A 22,370-nucleotide genomic window follows, 5' to 3' on the forward strand; every position below is an offset into this window, starting at 1 on the left:
GCGCGATACGTTACACCACACGCCGCGCCCGCCGCCTGATTGTGTTCTATTCTGACGTTGCTCATAGCTCGTTATCTTTTCCAGCAAGCCAGCCTTGACCATTGATTCAAGCGTTCGCCTGGTAGACTCAACATAGTGACTATTATCGAACGCCCCCGTACCGAAAAGCATGTATGCCAAACCGGACACATCGAGGGGAGGTGCGCCAATCTCACCCGTTACCCATTCGAGGTTGCCCGGTTCGTAGTAACTCAATATCTCTTTTTTGCGGCTGGTCATTCTCATGGCGGGATAGCTCCTTAATGTGGGATACATCTATCCTACAATAATAAACTGGTACGGGTAACGGTGAGGGGGTACTCATTACTGACTTGCGAATAAAAACATACAGGTAAGGTAATGGCTGTAGTGACAGCGATAAGCGCAGTGATTACCCGTTGCGTGTTATTGCCTTTGATATGTTGGCGCTGGAGTTAATGCTTTGCCAGTTGGGGCAGACGATTACCGTTAATGGCAGATCTGCGTACTGGAACGGGTATCAGATTACGGTCAGTCGCATTAGCCAATAAGAAGATCGCTCAGGCGGTCTTTTTTGTTTGTGTGCGTTCCGTTGTTTTTGGATTCGTGCGAGGTTCCGTAGATCACGTGGTGGATCACGTAAATGCAAGATGGTTGATTTTATGTCAATATAATATGTTTATAAACAATGGGTTATAAATATTGTTCTAATTTAATGGCGGTAACTGAGCATTTTATTTTAACCATTTGATATTTAATTAATTATTGTTGGGTTCAACATGATTTATACCATTTGTTACCCCCACCGATTACCCCACGGATTGCCGCACAGCGGCGAAAACATGGGAACGAATGGAGGGAGTATAAAGCAATCTACTTCGCGTCAACACCGGCCCGCGCCAATATTTCCGCTGTGCTGGATGCTGCCACAAGTGGCGAACCCGTGGAGATCATCCGGCGTGACGGGTATGCCGGACGCGGGTAGAGCCGAAGCCATTATTCACCGTGTTCAGAATCTAACTAATTGATTTTAAATCTTGCTTTTGGCAGGTGACTTTTCGTCGGTATCCGGCGACTGGACGACAACCCCCTAAGAAATGTAAGGTAATGCCGGTGCGGCTAACGCCATAAGGAACTGGATATGAGCTTCAACCTGCCCAGAATGTATTTATATCACCTAATCTGGCCCCCGAAGAATACGAACGCATAATCAGCCCTCATGCTGCCTGGTCACGTATCTGCCGTGAGTATGAATTTGACGATAGCTACCATGCCAGCCGATCCTCATGCTTTTCGCTTGACGGGGGGCCGCAAAGATTATCGAGGCGTTTAACGCTTCAGTGAAGTGTCGGAATTATCAGCGAACGGGTGGAAAGCCACGGCCAACGAAGTCGCCAATGAAAGTGAGGGCTTCTGTGTCGGCACTGCCGGTGTCGAAAGCATTCGGTCCTATCAAATAGCAAGGCTGCGGGTCGCCTACTCGCTGCGGGTGGTGTGTATAACCAGAACCCGGAAATGTTCGCTGATACCGCTAAACAACGGGGTGGTGATGCGGCAAAAGGGTTTGATCAGGTGCTGAATGAAAACACTGCTGGCGCTATGCCCGTAGCGGGTATTAAAGGGATTGATGTCGCCAGCCATTGATTTTCGCCATAGCAGACCTCATGTTAATCATTCACACGTAATCTATTATCCTCCGCCGGACAGCTTCTGGCGTTGGCATTCAAAACAATAATCAGGACTGCCCTATGACAAATCCGCTATTGACCCCGTTCTCCCTGCCGCCGTTTTCTGCTATTCGCCCTGAAGATATCGTGCCTGCGGTGAAATCCGCGCTGGATGAATGCCGTCAAGCGGTTGAGCGGGTGGTTGCCCAACCGGGGCCTTTTACCTGGGATAATCTGTGTCAGCCACTGGCTGAGTCGGATGATCGTTTGTCACGTATCTGGTCACCGGTCGGGCATTTAAACTCAGTGAAGAATAGCCCGGAACTACGCACGGCTTATGAGCAAAGTCTGCCGCTACTGTCGGAATACGGCACCTGGGTGGGGCAGCACAAGGGGTTGTATCAGGCTTATGTCAGTCTGAAAGAAGGGCCAGGGTTTGCCGCCTTGAGCGCGCCACAACGTAAAGCGGTCGAAAATGCGCTGCGCGATTTCCAGTTATCCGGTATTGGTTTGGAGCCTGAGCAGCAAAAACGTTATGGCGAAATTGTTGCCCGTCTGTCTGAGCTGGGATCGACCTACAGCAATAACGTGCTTGATGCCACCATGGGCTGGAGCAAACTGATTACTGATGTTGAGCAACTGAGCGGGTTGCCGGAAAGTGCCCTGGCCGCCGCCAAAGCCATGGCGGAAGCCAAAGAGCAAGAAGGTTGGTTGCTGACGCTGGATATGCCGAGTTACCTGCCAGTGCTAACCTATGCCGATAACGCACAATTGCGGGAAGAAATGTACCGCGCCTTTGCCACCCGAGCTTCTGACCAGGGGCCGAATGCGGGCAAATGGGATAACAGCGAAATCATGGCTGAAATTCTGACGTTACGTCATGAATTAGCACAATTACTGGGCTTTAACAGCTATGCGGATAAATCGCTGGCGACCAAGATGGCTGAAAGCCCACAGCAAGTGCTAGGCTTCTTAAATGATTTGGCAAAACGCGCCCGCCCGCAGGCTGAAGACGAACTGGCGCAGTTACATGCTTTTGCCGAAAAACATTATGGCGTCAGTGAGTTGGCCGCCTGGGATATCACCTACTACTCCGAGAAGCAAAAGCAGCATCTATTCTCTATCAGCGATGAGCAATTACGGCCTTATTTCCCGGAACAGCGGGTGGTGGAAGGGTTGTTCGAAGTGGTGAAACGCATTTACGGTATTACCGCGAAAGAGCGCCATGATGTGGATACCTGGCATCCGGATGTCCGTTTCTTCGAGCTGTATGATGCCAGTGGTGAACTGCGCGGTAGCTTCTATCTGGACCTGTACGCCCGTGAACATAAACGTGGCGGTGCCTGGATGGATGACTGCGTTGGTAGCCTGCGCCTGGCAAACGGTCAATTGCAAAAACCGGTCGCTTACCTGACCTGTAACTTTAACGGTCCTGTCGGCGGTAAACCGGCGCTATTTACCCATAACGAAGTGACCACTCTGTTCCATGAGTTCGGCCATGGTTTGCATCATATGCTCACCAAAATTGATACTGCCGGTGTATCGGGTATCAATGGGGTGCCATGGGACGCGGTTGAATTGCCAAGTCAGTTTATGGAGAACTGGTGCTGGGAGCCAGAAGCGCTGGCCTTTATTTCGGGCCATTACCAAACCCATGAACCGTTGCCGCAGGAGATGTTGGATAAACTGTTGGCGGCTAAAAACTATCAGGCAGCGCTGTTTATTTTGCGCCAACTGGAGTTCGGGCTGTTCGATTTCCGCATGCATTATGAGTTCGATCCGCTGACCGGTGCGCAGATCTTGCCGATCTTGTATGAAGTGAAAAAACAGGTCGCTGTGGTGCCGTCACCGGCATGGGGCCGTTTCCCACATGCATTTAGCCATATCTTTGCTGGTGGCTATGCGGCAGGTTATTACAGCTACCTGTGGGCGGAAGTTCTCTCTGCCGATGCTTTCTCGCGCTTTGAAGAAGAGGGGATTTTCAATGCCGACACCGGCCAGTCCTTCCTCAACGATATTCTGTCCCGTGGCGGTTCAGAAGAGCCAATGACCCTGTTTAAGCGCTTCCGTGGCCGTGAGCCGCAGTTGGATGCTATGCTGCGTCATTACGGTATTAAGGGCTAGAATGTGTCACAGATAAGTATCTGTCTATTGTCCGAAGCAGGCGCCTCCCCCGGCGCCTTATCTATTCTGGCTGAGCGCTGGGGCTTGGTGTCAGACGAGCAGGCCATTATGGCACTGGTGCTGACACCAGAGCGGCTCGAACTGCGCAAGCGAGATGAGCCGAAGCTCGGCGGTATTTATGTTGATTTCGTTGCCGGTACACTAGCTCATCGCCGTAAATTTGGCGGCGGGCGCGGTGAAGCTGTCGCGAAAGCGGTGGGTATCAAGAAAGGCTATATTCCTCGGGTGGTTGATGCTACAGCGGGCTTGGGGCGGGATGCTTTTGTACTGGCGGCTCTGGGTTGCCATGTGCAAATGCTGGAACGTAACCCGGTAGTGGCTGCATTGCTGGATGATGGCTTGCGCCGAGGATATCAAGATGCTGAAATTGGCCGCTGGTTGCGTGAGCGGTTAACATTATTGCATGCTTCCAGCCTGACAGCGCTGGTTGATATTGAACCACGGCCCGAAGTAGTTTACCTCGATCCGATGTACCCGCATCGTCAAAAAAGTGCCTTGGTGAAAAAGGAAATGCGGGTATTTCAATCGCTGGTAGGTGCTGATGAAGACGCCGATGGTTTATTAGCCCCGGCCCGTGCGTTGGCCACCAAACGGGTGGTGGTCAAGCGGCCGGATTATGCCGAACCGTTGGCGGGTGTGGTCGCTCAGGCGGCGGTGACCACCAAAAGCCACCGTTTCGATCTCTATTTGCCTTAGCGGTATTCCTTTGAATAATAGGCTGTGGCGCTTGGGTGTCCGCAGCCTGTAATGGAAGGTTAGGCGGCCAGTAGTGGGGCGCAAATAAAATCATGGGTGGCCAGTTGATGCTTGCCCACCAGTTTAATGACTATATCTGTCTTATTGGTATCATCAAAATCAATCATTAAATAAGTAAGGTCACTGGTGTCGCTATAAAATTGTGCCACTTGTGTGTGACCATTACGGCGATTGTCTGTCGTGGTGATTGCATCAACCAGTCTAACGTCACCTCCATTCATATATGATAAATCTATTTTATCGTGACCAGATTCAAAGTCATATATTGTATCCGCAGCATTCAGTGTCGAATCATTCCTGTCACGATAACAAAATATATCTTGCCCTTTTCCTCCCCAAAGGTGATCAGCCCCTCCCCCCCCATATAACTGGTCATTACCCTCCCCCCCCGTTAAAGTATTCTTTTCCTGATTACCAAGTAATGTATCATTACCACTGCCGCTAATAGCATTTTCAATTGTCACATTTAGGGCAATTGAGACATTTTCGACTAACCCACCGACATGAGAGAAACTGCCCTGATTAAGATTAATCATTTGATTCTGGTCATAACGGGAAAAATCCAAGGTATCAATGCCACCGGCATCCCACACACAAAATATTAATTTGTCGTTACTGTTGCGCGCAGTGAAATGCTCCCGATCACTATTGGAGTTAAAACCATAAGTGGTATTACCGGTACGGGTGCTAATATTGGCACCATAGCGGTATTGAAGTATTGCAATATCAAGCAGTTGTGGTGTGGATGGGTAGTTATTGTCGTGGTTTGCATCAGAATGTTTAGCTGAAAAATAACTCATTACACTCATTTTGTGCGAGAACGGCGTCAGTTTATTCTTTATTTTTAAGTTATGGGTATGATCTAAACCAAGGGTATGGCCGATTTCATGGGCCAGAACTTTACCACCGTAATTCAGTTTATCAGGCTCTCGATTGTGGCTATGAAAAGTATTAATAAATATTGGGCTACTGAGCTCTTCATGAGGGGAAAAACCATAACCATGATAACTATCATTTTTATCATAATTTAAAAGTTGAACATCTACCGATGTACCATTTTTAACTTCGACAAACTCAATATCAATGATATCAGCGTAAGATTGAAAAATACGCCTTGCCAGCCTTGATTGATTTTTATTAAATTCATAGAGCTTGTATATGTCATGTTTACGATGCATATATTCTATATGATAATCAGACAGCAAGGGCTTTTCAACGCTATAAGTTATTGTTTTTTTATTCCATACTGATCTGACCGGTATCTGTGGTAATAAGTCTGGTTGGAAAACATCGAGCTCACCCGTACTATTATTAATAGTGATATATTTTATGTTAGCTATGCGATTATTAAATTCCTGGATATTTTTCATGACGACTATTCCCTTCGCAATCCGCAATAAGATGTTTTGTGTTAGTTAATGTGAGAGCGAATAATAATGATGAGAACATTATTTAAAAATAAGTTAATTCTTAAAATGTTAATATGAACTTAGAAGTTGATATATTAACTTTTGAATATTGAAATATTGTATTAATAAAGTGGGAACATCCCATATTCTTATCAATATTTATTTCAAAGAATATGGGAATAGGGTGTTACTTACAGCACACCTTGGGCCAGCATCGCGTCTGCTACTTTAACGAAGCCCGCAATGTTCGCGCCGTGTACATAGTGGGTTTGCTTGCCTTCACCACCGTATTCAACACAAGACTGATGAATATCCAGCATAATGTGATGCAAGCGAACATCAACTTTCTCTGACTTCCAGCTCATGCGGGCCGCATTCTGCGCCATTTCCAGACCAGATGTGGCAACACCACCGGCATTGGCGGCTTTGCCCGGTGCGAATAACACACCTGCATCAAGGAACGCATCAGTGGCCTGAATGGTGGTTGGCATATTTGCGCCTTCAGCAACGGCTTTAACCCCATTAGCAATCAACAGACGAGCGGCAGGCAGGTCCAACTCGTTCTGTGTCGCACAAGGCAAGGCGATATCAACCGGTACACTCCATGGTTGCTGGCCCGCTAAATAGACCAGATTACGTTCGCGAGCATACTCTTCGATACTGCCATAACGTTTGTTTTTAATCTCAGCCAGAAGGGCCAGTTTTTCCGGGGTGAAGCCTTCTTCATCAACCACGGTACCGCAGGAGTCAGAGGCGGTAATCACTCGGGCACCCAGTTCCATCGCTTTTTCAATGGTGTATTGCGCGACGTTGCCCGCACCGGAAACAGAGACTCTTCTACCTTCAAAACCTAAACCGTGGCGTTTTAGCATCGCATCGGTGAAATAAACCAAGCCGTAACCGGTGGCTTCTGGTCGAATCAGGCTACCGCCAAAGGACAACCCTTTGCCAGTGAAGACACAGGAGGTATTGTTTGACAGTTTTTTCATCATGCCAGACATGAAGGCCACTTCACGCCCCCCCACGCCAATATCACCTGCGGGAACATCGGTATCCGGGCCAAGATGACGATAAAGCTCAGTCATCAGTGCCTGACAAAAACGCATAACTTCAGCCTGGCTTTTTCCTTTAGGATTAAAATCAGAACCGCCTTTACCGCCGCCCATTGGCAGGGTGGTCAGGGCATTTTTAAAGGTTTGCTCAAAACCGAGGAATTTAAGGATTGATAAGTTGACCGAGGGGTGGAAACGCATCCCGCCCTTATAAGGACCAATCGCTGAGTTAAACTGCACGCGCCAGGCGCGGTTAACCTGAACGTTACCTTGATCATCAGTCCATGCAACGCGGAATTGAATGACACGTTCTGGCTCGACTAAACGTTCCAGTAGGCTTTGCTCACGGTAATGTGGGTTTTGCTCCAGAAAAGGCCAAAGTGAGGTGAAGACTTCACGCACCGCTTGGAGATATTCTGGTTGGTGGGTATCACGCTGTTGTAAAGATTCTAAAAACGACTCCAGAGAAGTTAAACCATTCATCACTAATAATTCCTTGTACCCATTAAGACTCTCGCCCAACAATTTTTCGAACTATTATTATTATCAAAATAGTGAGGAGACGATGTTGTGTGTCTTCGACTATATCACTGGTTTATATTCATACGGCAAGGGATTTTGATAAAAACTTAGCAGGGTGATCAATGAGTCGCTATCTGGAGCGGGGAGATCAATACCATAAAAAACGCCCGCGAAAGGCGGGCGTTAGACGCGATAATGTCGAGCTAATGAACCGCTTAACTGTTTTCGCCATTTTCGTCATCGCGCAATGGCACGATAAGCATATCGACATGTACGGTGTTGATCAGCTGACGTGCTGAAGACATCAGCTTGCTCCAGAAATCCTGATGATGGCCGCATAATACCAAGTCCATATCATATTTCTTAATGGCATCAACCAGTACCTGGCCCAAATCGCCACTGCCACTCAGGGTTTGTTCGATCGGGTAGCCCGCATTCTGTGAAAGCTCAGTTAATGCATTGTGTGTTTCTTCAGAGATGCGCTTTTGCATATCGCCAAGATTAACGTCGATAAGGCCAGTATAGAGATCTGAGTAGTTAACATCGACATGGATCAGGGAAACTTTGGCATTGTACGGCTTGGCCATGGAGACCGCTTTTTCCACCAACACCTTACTTTCCGGAGATAGGTCAACCGCAATCATAATGTGTTTGTAAGCCATAAGTAAACTCCTTCCATAATGTTAATTAATGGGTAAGCAAACATTCAACCTGTTGAACGGGTGCTAACACGCTATCTGTATAGTACCATTATGCCCCCAAACTGAAGTGTTTCACGGTTCACAATGCACTGTTTTGATGATGATCACTAAAATAATCTTATGTCGTTTTGTACCAAGAGGTGATTAGATTCACCCATTCATTGTTTTGTCACGTGGTCAGGCCACTTGAATTTAAAGCAGATCATTATCTTAAGTATAGCGTTGATAAATCATTCTGATGAGTAGAATTTCATATTTGTGATGCAAATATAACTTATCAAGACGGATGGTTGGGCTTATATAATTCAGTTAAAAAGATTAATATTTTAGCAATATTTGTGTGGGTTAAAAGCAGCCTTCAGCAAATAAGGTTTGGTATAAGTGAATGCTATTCGATAATTAACCAATGCCCAAATAGGCTTAATTTAGCAATTATCAGGCTATTTTCCATTTCATTTCCTACACTCTTAAAGGGAGTTCTGCACGTTCGGATACTGTGTCGAGCGAATAACGCGTCGAACCATCGTCAGAAAGCGAACGATAGAGGGTGGTTTTTGAGGCCCTGGGGGTGTTTGTATCAGCTAGAGTGAGCGATGGCGCAAAGGTTCAGGCAACTGGCCCACTGCGTGAGATATCGCTGGGAGGATAATGATGATCAGTACCGTTGCGCTTTTTTGGGCTTTGTGTGTGGTATGTGTGATTAATATGGCACGCTATTATTCATCTCTGCGTGCTTTGCTTGTGGTATTGCGTGGCTGCGACCCGTTGCTGTATCAATATGTTGATGGGGGCGGGTTTTTTACCTCCCACGGTCAGCCGAGCAAGCAAATTAGATTAGTCGGTTACATCTTTGGTCAACGTTATCTTGATCATCATGATCCGGAATTTATCCGCCGCTGCGAGAGATTACGAGGGCAATTTATACTGACCAGCGCGTTATGTGGTTTGGTCGTGGTGAGTTTGATGGGCTTAATATTGTGGTATTAGTATGAATTATTGGCAGAAAAGCATTTAAAAAGGCGACCTGATAAGGCCGCCTTTTTACTGGCAATGATTATTCAGTACCGTTCGGTTTGTCACCGTTGCGCTTTAAGGCGTACGGTGACAGTAATACGTTTTGCTAGCGTTAAATGAACTTCAATGCCAGCCAGTACAGCCCACCGGAAAGAAGAATAGAGATTGGTAAGGTTAATACCCATGCCAACATAATGTTCTTCACCGTCTTACTCTGCACACCACCGCCATCAACCAACATGGTCCCGGCAACAGCGGAAGAGAGCACTTGAGTTGTCGATACGGGCATACCGGTATAACTCGCAATACCGATGGAGACCGCCGCAGTCATCTGGGCAGAAACCCCTTGCGCGTAGGTCATGCCTTTCTTACCGATTTTCTCACCGATGGTAACCGCCACGCGTTTCCAGCCAATCATGGTACCCAAAGAGAGGGCCAGAGCGACGGCAACGATAATCCAGGTTGGTGCATATTCCACAGTGTCCAACAAATCTGTACGCAGATTATTGAGGAAACGGCGATCTTCAGCACTGGTTTCTGGCAGCTTGGCAACAATCCCTGCGGTTTCGGCAACACACATCAACAAACGACGCATATGGCTGCGTTGATCAACCGTCAGGTCGTCATAGCTTTGTAGATTAGCCAGTAGTGCCTGCGTCTGATCAATGGTTACCATGGCGCGTGAGCTATCACAGTGGAACTGTGCCGGTGTATTCGGCAATGTTTCCGGTGCCGGTACCCGCGGCTTCAGCGCGACGGCATGAGGTAATACCTCAACATGTTGCTGATAATATTGTTGCAGATGAGTGACTGCATCGCGGGTGCGGGCAATATCATAACCGGTTGCATTCATATTCACGACAAACCCGGCGGGTGCCACGCCGATTAATACCAGCATGATCAAGCCAATCCCTTTCTGACCATCGTTAGCGCCATGAGAGAAACTCACGCCGATAGCCGATATGATCAGTGCAGTACGGGTCCAGAATGGCGGTTTACGTTTACCGTCTTTCTTTTCTCGTTCCGCGGGTGTCAGGTGAATACGTTGCTGCTTCTTGGTTCCGTTCCAGTAACGACGTAACAGGAACACCATCAAGCCGGCAATAACCAGACCCACAATTGGGGACAAGATTAATGACAGGAAGATTTGAATCATCTTAGGAACGTTCAGTGCATCTACAACCGATGTACTGGTCATTAATGCATTGGTTAAACCAATACCGATGATCGCACCAATAAGCGTATGAGAACTGGATGCTGGGATACCAAAAAACCAGGTGCCCAAATTCCAGATAATCGCCGCCAGTAGCATAGAGAAGACCATGGCCAACCCATGTGCCGAACTGACGTTTAACAGCAGATCAGTAGGCAATAGATGAACAATGGCATAAGCCACGCTCAAACCGCCCAGCATCACGCCGAGGAAATTAAACACCCCTGCCATCACAACAGCAACCTGTGAACGCATGGCTCGGGTATAGATTACGGTCGCGACCGCATTGGCTGTATCATGAAAACCATTAATGGCTTCGTAAAACAGCACGAACAACAAAGCAAGGACTAACATTAGGCCGGTATGGAAATCCAGGCCAGCGAAAAGATGCAGCATAAGCGTTACGCCAGTTTGTGGACATGAACGCGGCGCATTATCAGTGACAATGGGGGGTGGGGAAAAGGAAAATATGACCTTTTTTTGACATGACCGCAGGTGAATTCGTCATTTTTAACAATATATGCATTTTATATCAGCAGGTTACTTGGTTTTACCGTATGAGACATTTTCTTACTATGGCTTACTTCCGATGAGAGACTTACAATCCTCCGCCGCTCATTTGTCGGTTGAATGCGCTAAATAATATAATAATCAGCCAAAAGCGAGCAATTTTGCAGCGATGATGATTTTACCCAGTGAGGCCAGTGTGGAACAGTTTGATGTGGTAGTGATAGGTGCAGGTGCTGCGGGGCTATTTTGTGCCGCTCAGGCTGGGCAGGCAGGGTGTCGGGTATTATTGGTCGATAACGGCAAAAAAGCCGGGCGCAAAATATTGATGTCCGGTGGTGGTCGCTGTAATTTTACCAATATCTATGCAGAACCTGCCGCTTATCTGTCACAGAACCCCCATTTCTGTAAATCGGCCTTGGCGCGCTATACCCAATGGAATTTCATTGAGCTGATGAATCGTTATGGTATCGCCTGGCATGAGAAGACGCTGGGGCAACTGTTCTGCGATGACTCAGCCCAGCAGGTGGTTGAGCTATTGCTGAAAGAGTGCGAACTGGGGCAAGTCACGATTCGGCTGCGCAGTGATGTTCTGTCGGTTGAAAAAAACGACATCAATTTTATATTGCAAATTAATGATATTAAAGTGAGTGCTCACTCACTTGTGGTGGCCACTGGTGGGTTATCTATGCCCGGTCTTGGCGCTTCGCCGTTCGGCTATAAGCTGGCAGAACAGTTTGGTTTGAAAGTGTTGCCAACCCGTGCGGCATTGGTGCCTTTCACCTTGCATAAGCCGTTACTGGAACAGTTGCAAACACTCTCCGGTGTTTCAGTTCCGGCAGTGGTCACGGCAGAGAATGGCGTCAGCTTTCGCGAGAGTATTTTATTTACCCATCGTGGGCTTTCTGGCCCCGCGATTTTACAACTTTCAAGCTATTGGCAGGCTGGTGAGTATGTGAGCATTAACTTACTTCCTGATACCGATTTAGACGCTTTCCTGCACAGTGAGCGGCAAGCGCACCCTAACCAGACGCTGAAAAATACGCTGGCGCAACTGTTGCCCAAGCGGCTGGTGGAGTGCCTTCAGACATTAGAACAATTGCCGGATGTTACCCTGAAGCAATTAAATGCTCCACAGCAGTCTGCGCGGGTGACAAACCTTCAGCAATGGCGAGTGCAGCCAAATGGCACGGAAGGCTACCGTACTGCCGAGGTCACCCTTGGTGGCGTAGATACTCAGGAGCTTTCTTCCAAGACGATGGCGGCCCATAAAGTGCCGGGATTATACTTTATTGGTGAAGTGGTTGATGTCTCTGGCTGGTTAGGTGGCTATAACTTCCAATGGGCATGGAGTTCTGCCTGGGCGTGCGCGCAGGCGTTGGCGGCTGTGCAGCAAAAATAAAGTTAAATTCGTGTCAGCAGTAATACCAAACGTAGCAACCTGCTTGCGGCGTGCCCGTGGGTTGGTTTCAACGGTAAGCAGCCCGATGATCTTCTTGTCAATACATGCCATCAGGTTATGCATCCCTGCCGGAATATCTTTAATCTTTTTGGCCCACTTCTCTTGCGAAGATAGGGGAAGTTGTAACGTATCTCGATAAACCGATGGATGAGCAAATAACGGCTGTAAGGCTTGATAGTCTGGGGGTCCACCTGGCGTATCTACACATTGTTCATAAACATACCCTTACTCTTACTGTTTGAATAACCGGATAAAACATCATTTTTTTACCTAATTCAATAATATGGTAAATGGTTAAAAAAAACACTTTACAAGTGAGAGTGATAATGATTATCATTGCCGTGCTTTCAGGTGAGGCCATCAGAGTTTAGGTGTTCACATTACGAAGGCACGACATTGCTCACATTGCTTCCAGTGTTTACTTAGCCAGCCGGGTGCTGGCTTTTTTTTTACCTGTTTTTAGCAAGTTGATCGGTGAATCACTGGTCCAAAGGCCGTGATACCTCAAGTCACTGCAACGTCTCCGCTCTCTAATGACTTCAAATTCAAATCATTTTTCTTTCAATTAATCAATCTATCGAATTTTTTGAACAGAGGCGTGAGTTTTTTACGCTTTCATATTCCCCAGCGACATCTAGACTAGAGAAAACGTTGAGGAGAACTGAACATGATCTATTTACGCCAAGCAGAAGAACGCGGCCATGCTAATCACGGTTGGTTGGATAGCTGGCATACCTTCTCATTCGCCGATTATCACGATCCAGAATTTATGGGTTTTTCCGCGCTGAGAGTGATTAACGAAGATGTGATCGATGCGGGCCAGGGTTTTGGGACTCACCCGCATAAGGATATGGAAATCCTGACTTATGTGCTGTCCGGTACTGTCGAACACCAAGACAGCATGGGTAACAAAGAGCAGATCCATGCGGGTGAGTTCCAAATTATGAGTGCCGGTACCGGTATTCGCCATTCAGAATATAATGGCCGTGACGATCAACCACTGCACCTGTACCAGATTTGGATTATCCCGAATAAAACAGGTTTAGAACCGCGTTACGAGCAGCAGATGTTTGATCTCCCGCAAGGGCGGCAGTTGGTTTTATCACCGGATGGCCGTGAGGGGTCGCTGAAAGTGTTCCAGGACATGACGTTATGGCGCTGGGCACTGAAACGTGAAGAGCAGTCTATTTATCAGATTCAGGCCGAGCGCCGCATTTGGATACAGGTCGTGCGCGGTAAAGTTTCTATCAATGGTCACCGCGCCGGTACCAGTGATGCATTCGCTATATGGGATGAGACTGCGCTTTCTATTCATGCCGATGAAGACAGCGAAATCTTGTTGTTTGATTTACCGCCGGTTTAACGTCGTAAAAGAGGGTATGCGCATCGCGTCATACCCTTTTCTTTGCTAGAATAGCATCCCATTTACTCTGCCTCAGTTCATTGATAATGAAGAAAAAAAGGCCAGTGCTCCAAGATGTCGCTGATATGGTCGGGGTCACTAAAATGACCGTTAGCCGCTATTTGCGCAGTCCAGAACAGGTTTCTGTGATTTTGCGGGGGAAAATTGCGCTGGCACTCGATGAACTGGGCTATATTCCCAACCGCGCTCCCGATATTCTTTCTAACGCCACCAGCCATGCGATTGGCGTATTGCTGCCGTCATTAACCAACCAGGTTTTTGCCGAGGTTTTGCGCGGTATTGAGAGTGTAACGGATGCGCATGGTTATCAGACCATGCTGGCGCACTATGGCTACCAGAAAGAGCGTGAAGAGCAGCGGTTAACTTCATTACTTTCCTACAATATCGATGGTCTGATCCTCTCCGAACGTCACCATACTGCCCGTACGTTGAAGATGATTGAGGTTGCGGGCATTCCTGTTATTGAGCTGATGGATTGCTCTTCGCCGTGTATTGATTTGGCCGTGGGTTTTAACAACTTTGAAGCCGCAAGGCAGATGACACAGCAAATTATCGCTAAAGGGCACCGGTATGTGGTGTATTTTGGTGCCCGTCAGGATGAGCGAACGGTTATTAAGCAGCAAGGTTACGAGCAGGCGATGCGTGAATCTGGTCTGGAACCCATGAGTGTGATGACCAGTCGTTCTTCATCTTATTCCGCTGGGGCAGAGCTGTTACGTGAAGCCCAGGCGAATTATCCGCAGGTTGATAGTATTTTCTGTACCAATGATGACCTGGCAATTGGCGCGGTATTTGAGTGCCAACGTCAGGGGTTATCTATCCCACATGATATGGCGATAGCGGGCTTTCATGGTCACGATATTGGTCAGTCGATGGTGCCGCAACTGGCCAGCGTACTGACTCCACGCGAAAGGATGGGGCAAATTGGTGCAGAACGCTTGCTGGCAAGGCTGCGCGGAGAGGCGGTAACCCCTAAGATGGTTGATGTCGGTTTCACCATCCTCCCCGGCGGCAGCATTTAACGCATTATTACGGTTATATCATCTTGCTGCTATATCACCATTACTGCTATATCACCATTGCTGCTATATCACCATTGCTAACAACAGGCAGCCGACTAAGCCACAGACTGAAATAATGGTTTCCAGCACTGACCATGACTTAAAGGTTTCCACTATCGTCAGGTTGAAGTACTCCTTGAATAGCCAAAATCCTGGGTCATTGACGTGAGAAAAAATCACACTGCCGGAACCGACGGCAATCACCATCAACTCAGGACTGGCACCGGTGGTGGCGATTAAAGGAGCCACAATACCGCCAGCGGTAATTGCGGCAACTGTTGCCGAACCCAGTGCAATACGCAGTACGGCTGCAATTGACCATGCCATCAGAATCGGTGATAGGCCGCTACTATTCATCATGCTGGCAATGTAATGATCAACACCGCTGTCGACTAAAACCTGTTTGAACGCCCCGCCACCACCGATAACCAACAGCATCATGGCGATGATTTTGATGGAGTCGGTTACGGTATCCATCACCGATTCCATTGAACGGCCACGGTTTAAGCCAAAGGTGAAAATCGCGATCAGTACGGCGATCAGCGTGGCTATCACCGGGTCGCCAAAGAACTCCACATAAGAGAGTATGGGGTGGCCTTTGGGCAAGATCATCTCTGCCACCGCCCGCAGTGCCATCAAAATGACCGGAACCAGCGCCGTGCTGACACTGACACCAAAGCTTGGCATCTCTTCGTCAGTGAAGGTTTTCGGGTTATACAACCCTTCAGGCACCGGTTTATCAATCCCTTTCAGGAAACGAGCGAATACCGGGCCGGCCAGAATAACCGTTGGGATTGCCAGCAATGTTCCGTACAGCAGGGTCTTACCCATATCGGCGTGGAAAATGGTCGCAATAGCGGTTGGGCCGGGGTGAGGAGGCAAGAAGCCGTGGGTCACAGACAGCGCCGCGGCCATTGGCACACCGACATACAGCAATGGGATACGGGCTGAGGCTGCAATACTGAATACCAGCGGCAGCAACAGGACGAAGCCGACCTCATAGAACAGGGCAAAACCGACGGTGAAACCCGTCAGTAACACCGCCCACTGAATGTGTTTTTTGCCAAATTTATCAATCAGAGTAGTAGCAATCCGTTGAGCGCCACCACAGTCTGCCAGTAATTTGCCGAGCATAGCACCGAAGCCCATGATCAGCGCCAGGCTACCCAGCGTTCCGCCAACCCCAGCCTTGATTGAACCGACGACTTTATCGACTGGCATCCCTTGCATGATACCGACCGCCAGCGCGACCAGTATCAGGGAGATAAATCCGTTGAGTTTGAAACGGATCATCAGTAACAGCAGCATGGCAACGCCAACCGCGACAATGACTAATGGCATAGTATTTCTCCAATAACTTTGGGTGTTTTGTTACGGTTTGCGGTCAGCTTCTTTTTATCGTCAGTCGGGTAGGAAGGTGGCCTTTGTGATAAAAATCACATCTTCATTTGTTACCGGTATCATGATACCGGTAACATGGTAAAATACGGAACCGTAGAACCGGTAGAATTTCCATTCTGAGATAGAGATCAACATTATGGCAGGACATAGCATTATCGTGATGGGTGTATCGGGCAGCGGTAAAACCACAGTGGGTGAAGCTGTGGCCCGCCGAATTCATGCCAAGTTTATTGACGGTGATGATCTGCATCCCCGCGCCAATATTCAGAAAATGGGCAGTGGGCATCCGCTGAATGATGAAGATCGTATGCCGTGGTTAGAACGCCTGAGCGATGCGGCCTACAGCCTGAATCATAAAAATGAGACCGGTATTATTGTCTGTTCGGCACTGAAACGCCGCTATCGTGACCGCCTGCGGGAAGGCAATCAGGGCATGGTATTTTTATATCTGAAAGGCAGTTTTGACGTCATCATGAAGCGGCTGAAAGCGCGATCTGGCCATTTTATGCCCACTGATTTGCTAAAAAGCCAGTTTGAAGCACTGGAAGAGCCGGGGCCAGAAGAGCCAGATGTTATCTGTATCGATATTGATGCGGATATCGATGAAGTGGTACAGCGCTGTGTATTGGCGTTGGCAGAACGCCCCTAACCCCCTCATACCCAAAGCCAAAGAGGGCTGCGGCTCCTCTTTGGTGTGAAATCTGAGCGTCATTTTATTTCGTTAGGTACGCCCGCACGCCATCCAAAAACATCTGCGTTGATAGCATCACTAAAATTAACCCCATCAGCCGTTCCAGCGCACTGACACCTTTATTGCCCAGCAGACGCAGGAACAGATTCGACATCAGCAAAATCGCCGCAGACAACCCCCAGGCAATCATCAACGCCAGCACTAAATGGCTAATTTGATTAGGATATTGATGCGACAGTAGCATCAGCGTTGCCAGAATCGACGGGCCTGCCACTAAGGGAATGGCCAGTGGTACTAAGAATGGCTCTTCCCCCGCCGATAGCCCGGTCACATTGCTTTCGGGAGAGGGGAAAATCATCTTAATGGCGATTAAAAATAGAATAATACCGCCTGATATCGACACGGTTTCAGTTCGTAAATTCAGAAACGCCAGGATTTTTTCGCCGGCGAACAGGAAAATCAGCATCAATATCAGTGCAATCAGCAATTCACGGATCAACACTACCCGCCGACGTTTAGGTTCCAGATGCTTGAGTACCGACATAAATATCGGTAGATTTCCCAGCGGATCCATAATCAAAAACAGCAACACAGTTGCCGCAATCATCTCTGTCATTATTACCTCAAAATAGCTGGCGTTTCCGGCCAGTCAAAGTCACATATTAGGAAGATTGCTTTGAATCATTCTGGTATCGAATAATTTCACTTGCCACTTTGTTCATATTTCGTAAGGTGGTATGAGGTCTATCTTAGTCAGTCTGGCTTACTCTATACAACGTGTAGATGACAAGTCAGCAATCCATTAATCGGTGTCACCTTCCAAGGCAGGACAGTAAACATGAAAAACGTTGGTTTTATCGGCTGGCGCGGTATGGTCGGCTCAGTGCTCATGCAACGCATGATCGAAGAACGCGACTTTGACGGCATCCATCCGGTCTTTTTCTCCACCTCGCAACACGGCCAAGCCGCGCCGACATTTACCGGCCAGCAAGGTACGTTGCAAGATGCTTATGATATTGATGCATTGAGTGCATTGGATATTATCATCACCTGCCAGGGGGGAGATTATACCAACGAAGTTTATCCAAAGCTGCGTAAAGCGGGCTGGCAAGGTTATTGGATTGACGCCGCTTCTTCTCTGCGTATGCAAGATGATGCGATTATTATTCTGGACCCGGTGAACCACGATGTTATTCAGCAGGGGCTGAATAAAGGTATCAAAACCTTTGCTGGTGGTAACTGTACCGTCAGCTTGATGCTGATGTCACTGGGTGGTTTGTTTGCTAATGATTTGGTGGAGTGGGCATCTGTTGCCACCTATCAGGCTGCTTCCGGTGGCGGCGCGCGTCATATGCGTGAATTGCTGACCCAAATGGGCATGTTGCATGCTGATGTGGCAAAAGAGTTGCAAGACCCCGCCTCGGCTATTCTGGATATCGAACGTAAAGTGACCGCAGCCACCCGCAGCGGCAAATTACCGACCGATAACTTTGGCGTACCGCTGGCAGGCAGCTTGATCCCATGGATCGATAAAGCACTGGATAACGGCCAGAGTCGCGAAGAGTGGAAAGGCCAGGCCGAGACTAACAAAATTCTGAATACCGGCAGCGTGATCCCAGTTGATGGCCTGTGTGTTCGTGTCGGCGCACTGCGCTGCCATAGTCAGGCCTTCACATTAAAGCTGAAAAAAGACGTACCATTGCCGGAAATCGAGCAATTGCTGGCAACTCATAATGACTGGGTTCGTGTTATCCCGAATGACCGCGAGCTGAGCATGCGTGAACTCACCCCAGCTGCGGTAACCGGCACATTGAACACGCCAGTGGGCCGCCTGCGTAAACTGAATATGGGGCCGGAATATCTCTCGGCCTTTACCGTGGGTGACCAGTTGTTATGGGGGGCGGCAGAGCCATTGCGCCGTATGCTACGGATTTTTCTGTAGACTATTTTTTAGCGCCGCATAGCGTGTCATGTCGTCGTAGAAAACCAGTAAGCCCGCCAGCGTGCGGGCTTTGTTTGTCGTATGTTGCCGCATATACTTCTACCTAATCGCAAGGTTACGGTGTACCCAGTAGTGTCCTCAGAGGTAGTTTGGGTATACCTCAAAGGGTACACCCCTGTTTCGGTGTGTAGGGGATCAGGTGGCAAAGTTAACAGATATGCAAATACGGGCATGGGTTAGAGCGGGAGAACGATTTGACGGCCGTTCAGATGGTAACGGGCTTTACTTACGCTGCCGGTGGCTCTGTCTAGGGTTCAGCGCCTTCTTGCTGATATGCCGCATTTTACCATTCATGACTTCCGCCGTACCGCCCGCACCCATTTAGCGGCGCTGGGTGTTTCCTGTCGTTGCTGAACGCTGTCTGAATCACCGTATACAAGGCGTCGAAGGTATTTATAACCGTCACCAGTATTTTGATGAACGCCGGGCAGGGATAACGCTGTGGGCTGATTTGCTGGTGGCTTTGGAGCGTGGCGAAGATTACAACGTGGTATCGATAGCACAAAGGAAGTAAATCTACGCGCTCACATACGAGGTTAAATATAGTTGTTTCAGTTGTTTCAGTTGTTTCAGTTTTTTTTCTGTTTCATTAACTAATATATATGTAAATCAATCGATTACTTGAAACAACTACCGAAACAACTTTTTAATAGGTTGTTTCACCTTCATGGCTCTGTAATTGTGAGTGAGAATTGGTTTAACAAATTGATTTATAAGGTAAATATGTTTTTATTTTCAGAGTGGTTCTGCGTTTATACCTCCCCACTGCCCGGCATAACAACAGAAATGTAATGATGTTTGTATCGGCCTAACGCTCACCCTCGATGTTGTCAATGGTGTGTTTTACAGTGTACAGGCGAGATAGAAGGCTTTTGGTCGCATTTTAAAACGGGCATGATGGACCGATCATTGACTATTCCATTGAAATATATTTTCTCAACGGATGAGGGTGTTATGAGTGATGGTTTAGTTGTTGCGATGTCTCCTGTTCAGTTAGCTGCTGTACTTTCTGATAAGACGATTACGGAAGGTGAGACATTCGGTAATCGAATGTGGGGTAGCCTGGAGTTTGTTTTAGGTGCTGTTGAAATGGTGGGGCGGCCGCGCTTTGCGTTGCACCGGAACCAACCGGGTTAACTAAAGCCGGGTGTGTGGTCGTCGGCGCTCATAGCATGGATGCGGTAAAAACTGCGGCTAACAAAGTGATTACAGGGATGAATACCAGTACCGCTTACCCCACGTTTTAGAGACGGTACAATGAAGATAATGGGTAATTTTTCGGCACTAGAGCACCTGATACAAATTTATTTTGGACAGGATTATTATGAAATTACAGGGGCTACAACAATTGCGGGTGTTATGGCTTTTTATCTTCAAGACAACCCGCCTTCGCAGATTGAGACGCTGATTTCAGACATAGTTGAATTTACAGCCGCGTATACCAATACACTTGATGATGAGCTTAACACGCGCTGGGGTGATGATTTTTCGCCAGAACTGTGGGGAACGACGCCTCAAGGTTTTTTGCATGATGTGCAGAATCTTGCCTTACAGCATCAAGGCTGACACTGAATGAAAGCCATCCATCTTGGAACTCTGGTTCGTGTTTTTTTCGGGCAAGATTATGATTTATTTGGCGAAGGTGTAGATGAGATACTTGCCTCTTACAGGAATACAGAAAACCAGCAAACAATCCAAAAAACGATTGATGAAGCTAATATGCTGTTAACAGCGTATCCGGAAGAAAAAGAATTAGAACTTGAATTTGCAGACCTTGCGGAGGGGGAGTTTTCTCCCGCTTCATGGGGGTATAACGCCCAATCTTTTCTTGAAAAAATTATCGTTACTCTGAGTAAATAGCACCTGTAATATTCATAGTTAAATGTAGCGACTCGCTATTTACTAATAAGCTGACGGAATACAAATGAGGGTATCTCGATGGAGAGAAAAGCGGCAATGCTTTACTGCCTGCCTCTCCCTTGCCCGTGGAACATGCAAAGAAAAACCCGCTTTCGACGAGCAGGTTTATATGTAACTCACTGATTCTTCCACAAACCTCAATTTGAGTAAGCCGGATAACTACCTGATTTTGTTAATCCTCCACCCTTGGATGCTCAACCCACCACCAGCTTATTACTTAAATTGCAGTAGTCAAAACCAGACAGCAGAAAAATAGGTGTTTTCATCTGCCCGGTGGCTTTCAGTACCAGATCCATATCCAGCCTAACGCCCAGCATAACCATACATCAGCCGGTGAAGTTCTCTCCCGCGGCCAGCAGACTACGAACGCGCATACGGTTGATATCCAGCACATTGGCCACATCGCGTTTGTCATACATGAAATGTTGAGAATTGTTGAGGCTGAGTAGAAGGGGAAAAGTGATAATCCAAATTACACCAGCGGTAGAAGTCGAGAATAAAAATATCCAATCAGGAGAGCACTTTGTTTTAGCTTGTACCCAAAATAAAACAACATTACTAACAATACCGTATTTAAAGGACTGGTAGGCATCAATCAGTATTCTGCTGTAACGGGTTATTGAGTAATAACGGATAGCGAGGAATAAATATAAAGCCCTGACCTTATGGTCGGGGCTTTATATTTATTAACTGTTTCTATTTTAATAGGGTTCCGTCGTATTAATAGAGCGAAGTCAGCGCAGCAGCTTTTTCCGATCCTACTCAGTTAATGCAATAGAACCGATAATCTTACTGATTGGCCTGCGTTAATGTGACACAACCCTAATTGCATCCCCCCAATTGGGGGGATGCATTATTACATTACGCTCTGTGGCTATTCCCGCCGTTGCCGTTACCTCCGTTACCATTACCGCCGTTGCCACCGTTGCCACCATTCCCGCCGTTGCCGTTACCACCGTTACTATTCCCGCCGTTGCCACCGTTGCCGCCGTTACCGTTACCGCCGTTATGATTACCGCCATTCCCACCATTGCCATTACCATTCCCGCCGTTATGATTGCCTCCACGACCAATCAACACCATATCCGGGGATGCCATAGTACTTTGTGTGTAACTTACCTCTTTCATCAATTTCGGGGCTTCAACTGTAGCCGCTGATGAATAAAAGGAGCACATAGACAGTAATGACGTTGCCGTTAACATAATTACATTAATCTTTTTCATAGGAAAATCCTTTATACAGAGTTTGAGATAATAGAGTTTTAGAACTTAACATGGATATACCTCTCGGCTAATCCACGTATGAAATATAGCGGATATATAAAAAAATAAAACATAAAAATTAAAATAATAAAAATATTTTAATT

20 protein-coding genes and 4 pseudogenes are annotated in these 22,370 nt (G+C 47.5%); 14 read left to right on the forward strand and 10 right to left on the reverse strand.

Going from position 1 to position 22,370, the window contains the following annotated elements:
- Positions 1 to 285: hypothetical protein (locus tag AEP37_RS20010; protein WP_049615012.1), on the reverse strand; the 285-nt coding region annotated here is incomplete at its 3' end.
- Positions 286 to 889: 604 nt separating this feature from the next.
- Between AEP37_RS20010 and AEP37_RS27365 the strand changes: the two are divergent.
- The 4 genes and pseudogenes from AEP37_RS27365 to rsmJ all read left to right on the forward strand — a co-directional run.
- Positions 890 to 985: pseudogene (locus AEP37_RS27365) on the forward strand (type II toxin-antitoxin system prevent-host-death family antitoxin); the annotation flags it as partial.
- Positions 986 to 1,159: 174 nt separating this feature from the next.
- A pseudogene (locus AEP37_RS27760) lies at positions 1,160 to 1,620 on the forward strand (hypothetical protein); the annotation flags it as partial.
- Positions 1,621 to 1,766: 146 nt separating this feature from the next.
- Positions 1,767 to 3,809 (forward strand): oligopeptidase A, encoded by a 2,043-nt coding sequence (gene prlC / locus AEP37_RS20020; protein ID WP_049615013.1) that lies wholly within the window; start codon positions 1,767 to 1,769, stop codon positions 3,807 to 3,809.
- A gap of 3 nt (positions 3,810 to 3,812) precedes the next feature.
- A complete protein-coding gene (rsmJ, locus tag AEP37_RS20025) occupies positions 3,813 to 4,565 on the forward strand; it encodes a 16S rRNA (guanine(1516)-N(2))-methyltransferase RsmJ (RefSeq protein ID WP_049615014.1) in 753 nt (250 codons plus the stop codon).
- 59 nt (positions 4,566 to 4,624) lie between these two features.
- Here the strand turns inward: rsmJ and AEP37_RS20030 are convergent, their stop codons facing one another.
- The 3 genes from AEP37_RS20030 to uspA all read right to left on the reverse strand — a co-directional run bounded on the left by AEP37_RS20030 (position 4,625) and on the right by uspA (position 8,270).
- Positions 4,625 to 5,995, reverse strand: coding sequence for a M10 family metallopeptidase C-terminal domain-containing protein (locus tag AEP37_RS20030; RefSeq protein WP_049615015.1), 1,371 nt, complete (start codon positions 5,993 to 5,995; stop codon positions 4,625 to 4,627).
- A gap of 230 nt (positions 5,996 to 6,225) precedes the next feature.
- Positions 6,226 to 7,569 (reverse strand): NADP-specific glutamate dehydrogenase, encoded by a 1,344-nt coding sequence (gene gdhA / locus AEP37_RS20035; protein ID WP_049615016.1) that lies wholly within the window; start codon positions 7,567 to 7,569, stop codon positions 6,226 to 6,228.
- Between the two features lie 254 nt (positions 7,570 to 7,823).
- Positions 7,824 to 8,270, reverse strand: coding sequence for a universal stress protein UspA (gene uspA, locus AEP37_RS20040; RefSeq protein WP_049615017.1), 447 nt, complete (start codon positions 8,268 to 8,270; stop codon positions 7,824 to 7,826).
- Positions 8,271 to 8,960: 690 nt separating this feature from the next.
- On the opposite strand from uspA, the gene uspB reads away from it, so the two are divergent.
- Positions 8,961 to 9,296: a universal stress protein UspB gene (uspB, locus tag AEP37_RS20045; protein ID WP_019212746.1), complete on the forward strand. Its 336-nt coding sequence runs from the start codon at positions 8,961 to 8,963 to the stop codon at positions 9,294 to 9,296.
- A 139-nt stretch (positions 9,297 to 9,435) separates the two neighbouring features.
- Here the strand turns inward: uspB and pitA are convergent, their stop codons facing one another.
- Positions 9,436 to 10,932: an inorganic phosphate transporter PitA gene (gene pitA, locus AEP37_RS20050; RefSeq protein WP_049615018.1), complete on the reverse strand. Its 1,497-nt coding sequence runs from the start codon at positions 10,930 to 10,932 to the stop codon at positions 9,436 to 9,438.
- A 310-nt stretch (positions 10,933 to 11,242) separates the two neighbouring features.
- Between pitA and AEP37_RS20055 the strand changes: the two genes are divergently transcribed.
- The gene (locus tag AEP37_RS20055; RefSeq protein WP_049615030.1) at positions 11,243 to 12,445 is read left to right on the forward strand and encodes a BaiN/RdsA family NAD(P)/FAD-dependent oxidoreductase; all 1,203 of its coding nucleotides are present in this window, start codon (positions 11,243 to 11,245) and stop codon (positions 12,443 to 12,445) included.
- Positions 12,446 to 12,451: 6 nt separating this feature from the next.
- On the opposite strand, the pseudogene AEP37_RS27975 reads toward AEP37_RS20055, so the two are convergent.
- Positions 12,452 to 12,842: pseudogene (locus AEP37_RS27975) on the reverse strand (GNAT family N-acetyltransferase); the annotation flags it as partial.
- A gap of 330 nt (positions 12,843 to 13,172) precedes the next feature.
- Here AEP37_RS27975 and AEP37_RS20060 point away from each other — a divergent pair.
- Positions 13,173 to 13,868 (forward strand): pirin family protein, encoded by a 696-nt coding sequence (locus tag AEP37_RS20060; RefSeq protein WP_049615019.1) that lies wholly within the window; start codon positions 13,173 to 13,175, stop codon positions 13,866 to 13,868.
- A gap of 86 nt (positions 13,869 to 13,954) precedes the next feature.
- Positions 13,955 to 14,950 (forward strand): gluconate operon transcriptional repressor GntR, encoded by a 996-nt coding sequence (gene gntR / locus AEP37_RS20065; protein WP_049615020.1) that lies wholly within the window; start codon positions 13,955 to 13,957, stop codon positions 14,948 to 14,950.
- Between the two features lie 63 nt (positions 14,951 to 15,013).
- Here the strand turns inward: gntR and gntT are convergent, their stop codons facing one another.
- Complete coding sequence (gene gntT, locus AEP37_RS20070) at positions 15,014 to 16,330, reverse strand: gluconate transporter (protein ID WP_049615021.1); 1,317 nt, start codon at positions 16,328 to 16,330, stop codon at positions 15,014 to 15,016.
- 196 nt (positions 16,331 to 16,526) lie between these two features.
- Here gntT and AEP37_RS20075 point away from each other — a divergent pair, with 196 nt between their 5' ends.
- Positions 16,527 to 17,039: a gluconokinase gene (locus AEP37_RS20075; protein WP_049615022.1), complete on the forward strand. Its 513-nt coding sequence runs from the start codon at positions 16,527 to 16,529 to the stop codon at positions 17,037 to 17,039.
- Positions 17,040 to 17,103: 64 nt separating this feature from the next.
- Here AEP37_RS20075 and AEP37_RS20080 read toward each other — a convergent pair whose 3' ends face one another.
- A complete protein-coding gene (locus AEP37_RS20080; RefSeq protein WP_049615023.1) occupies positions 17,104 to 17,697 on the reverse strand; it encodes a YhgN family NAAT transporter in 594 nt (197 codons plus the stop codon).
- A gap of 222 nt (positions 17,698 to 17,919) precedes the next feature.
- On the opposite strand from AEP37_RS20080, the gene asd reads away from it, so the two are divergent.
- The 5 genes and pseudogenes from asd (at position 17,920) to AEP37_RS20105 (ending at position 20,943) form a co-directional block, all read left to right on the forward strand.
- Positions 17,920 to 19,023: an aspartate-semialdehyde dehydrogenase gene (asd, locus tag AEP37_RS20085; protein WP_049615024.1), complete on the forward strand. Its 1,104-nt coding sequence runs from the start codon at positions 17,920 to 17,922 to the stop codon at positions 19,021 to 19,023.
- A gap of 288 nt (positions 19,024 to 19,311) precedes the next feature.
- Positions 19,312 to 19,597, forward strand: a pseudogene (locus AEP37_RS25245) (tyrosine-type recombinase/integrase); the annotation flags it as partial.
- 440 nt (positions 19,598 to 20,037) lie between these two features.
- Positions 20,038 to 20,220, forward strand: coding sequence for a hypothetical protein (locus AEP37_RS20095; protein WP_202905482.1), 183 nt, complete (start codon positions 20,038 to 20,040; stop codon positions 20,218 to 20,220).
- Between the two features lie 129 nt (positions 20,221 to 20,349).
- On the forward strand, positions 20,350 to 20,649 hold the full coding sequence (locus AEP37_RS20100) for a contact-dependent growth inhibition system immunity protein (RefSeq protein WP_049615027.1): 300 nt from the start codon (positions 20,350 to 20,352) through the stop codon (positions 20,647 to 20,649).
- A 6-nt stretch (positions 20,650 to 20,655) separates the two neighbouring features.
- Positions 20,656 to 20,943, forward strand: a complete 288-nt coding sequence (locus tag AEP37_RS20105; RefSeq protein WP_049615028.1) for a contact-dependent growth inhibition system immunity protein — start codon at positions 20,656 to 20,658, stop codon at positions 20,941 to 20,943.
- A gap of 254 nt (positions 20,944 to 21,197) precedes the next feature.
- Here AEP37_RS20105 and AEP37_RS27635 read toward each other — a convergent pair whose 3' ends face one another.
- The gene (locus AEP37_RS27635; protein WP_268872743.1) at positions 21,198 to 21,326 is read right to left on the reverse strand and encodes a hypothetical protein; all 129 of its coding nucleotides are present in this window, start codon (positions 21,324 to 21,326) and stop codon (positions 21,198 to 21,200) included.
- 538 nt (positions 21,327 to 21,864) lie between these two features.
- Entirely contained in the window at positions 21,865 to 22,227 is a 363-nt protein-coding gene (locus AEP37_RS26255) for a hypothetical protein (protein WP_049615029.1), read from the reverse strand.
- Positions 22,228 to 22,370 lie beyond the last annotated feature (143 nt).

Origin of the sequence: Yersinia pekkanenii, from assembly GCF_001152565.1 — a bacterium.
In the GTDB taxonomy this organism is placed as follows: Bacteria; Pseudomonadota; Gammaproteobacteria; order Enterobacterales; family Enterobacteriaceae; genus Yersinia; species Yersinia pekkanenii.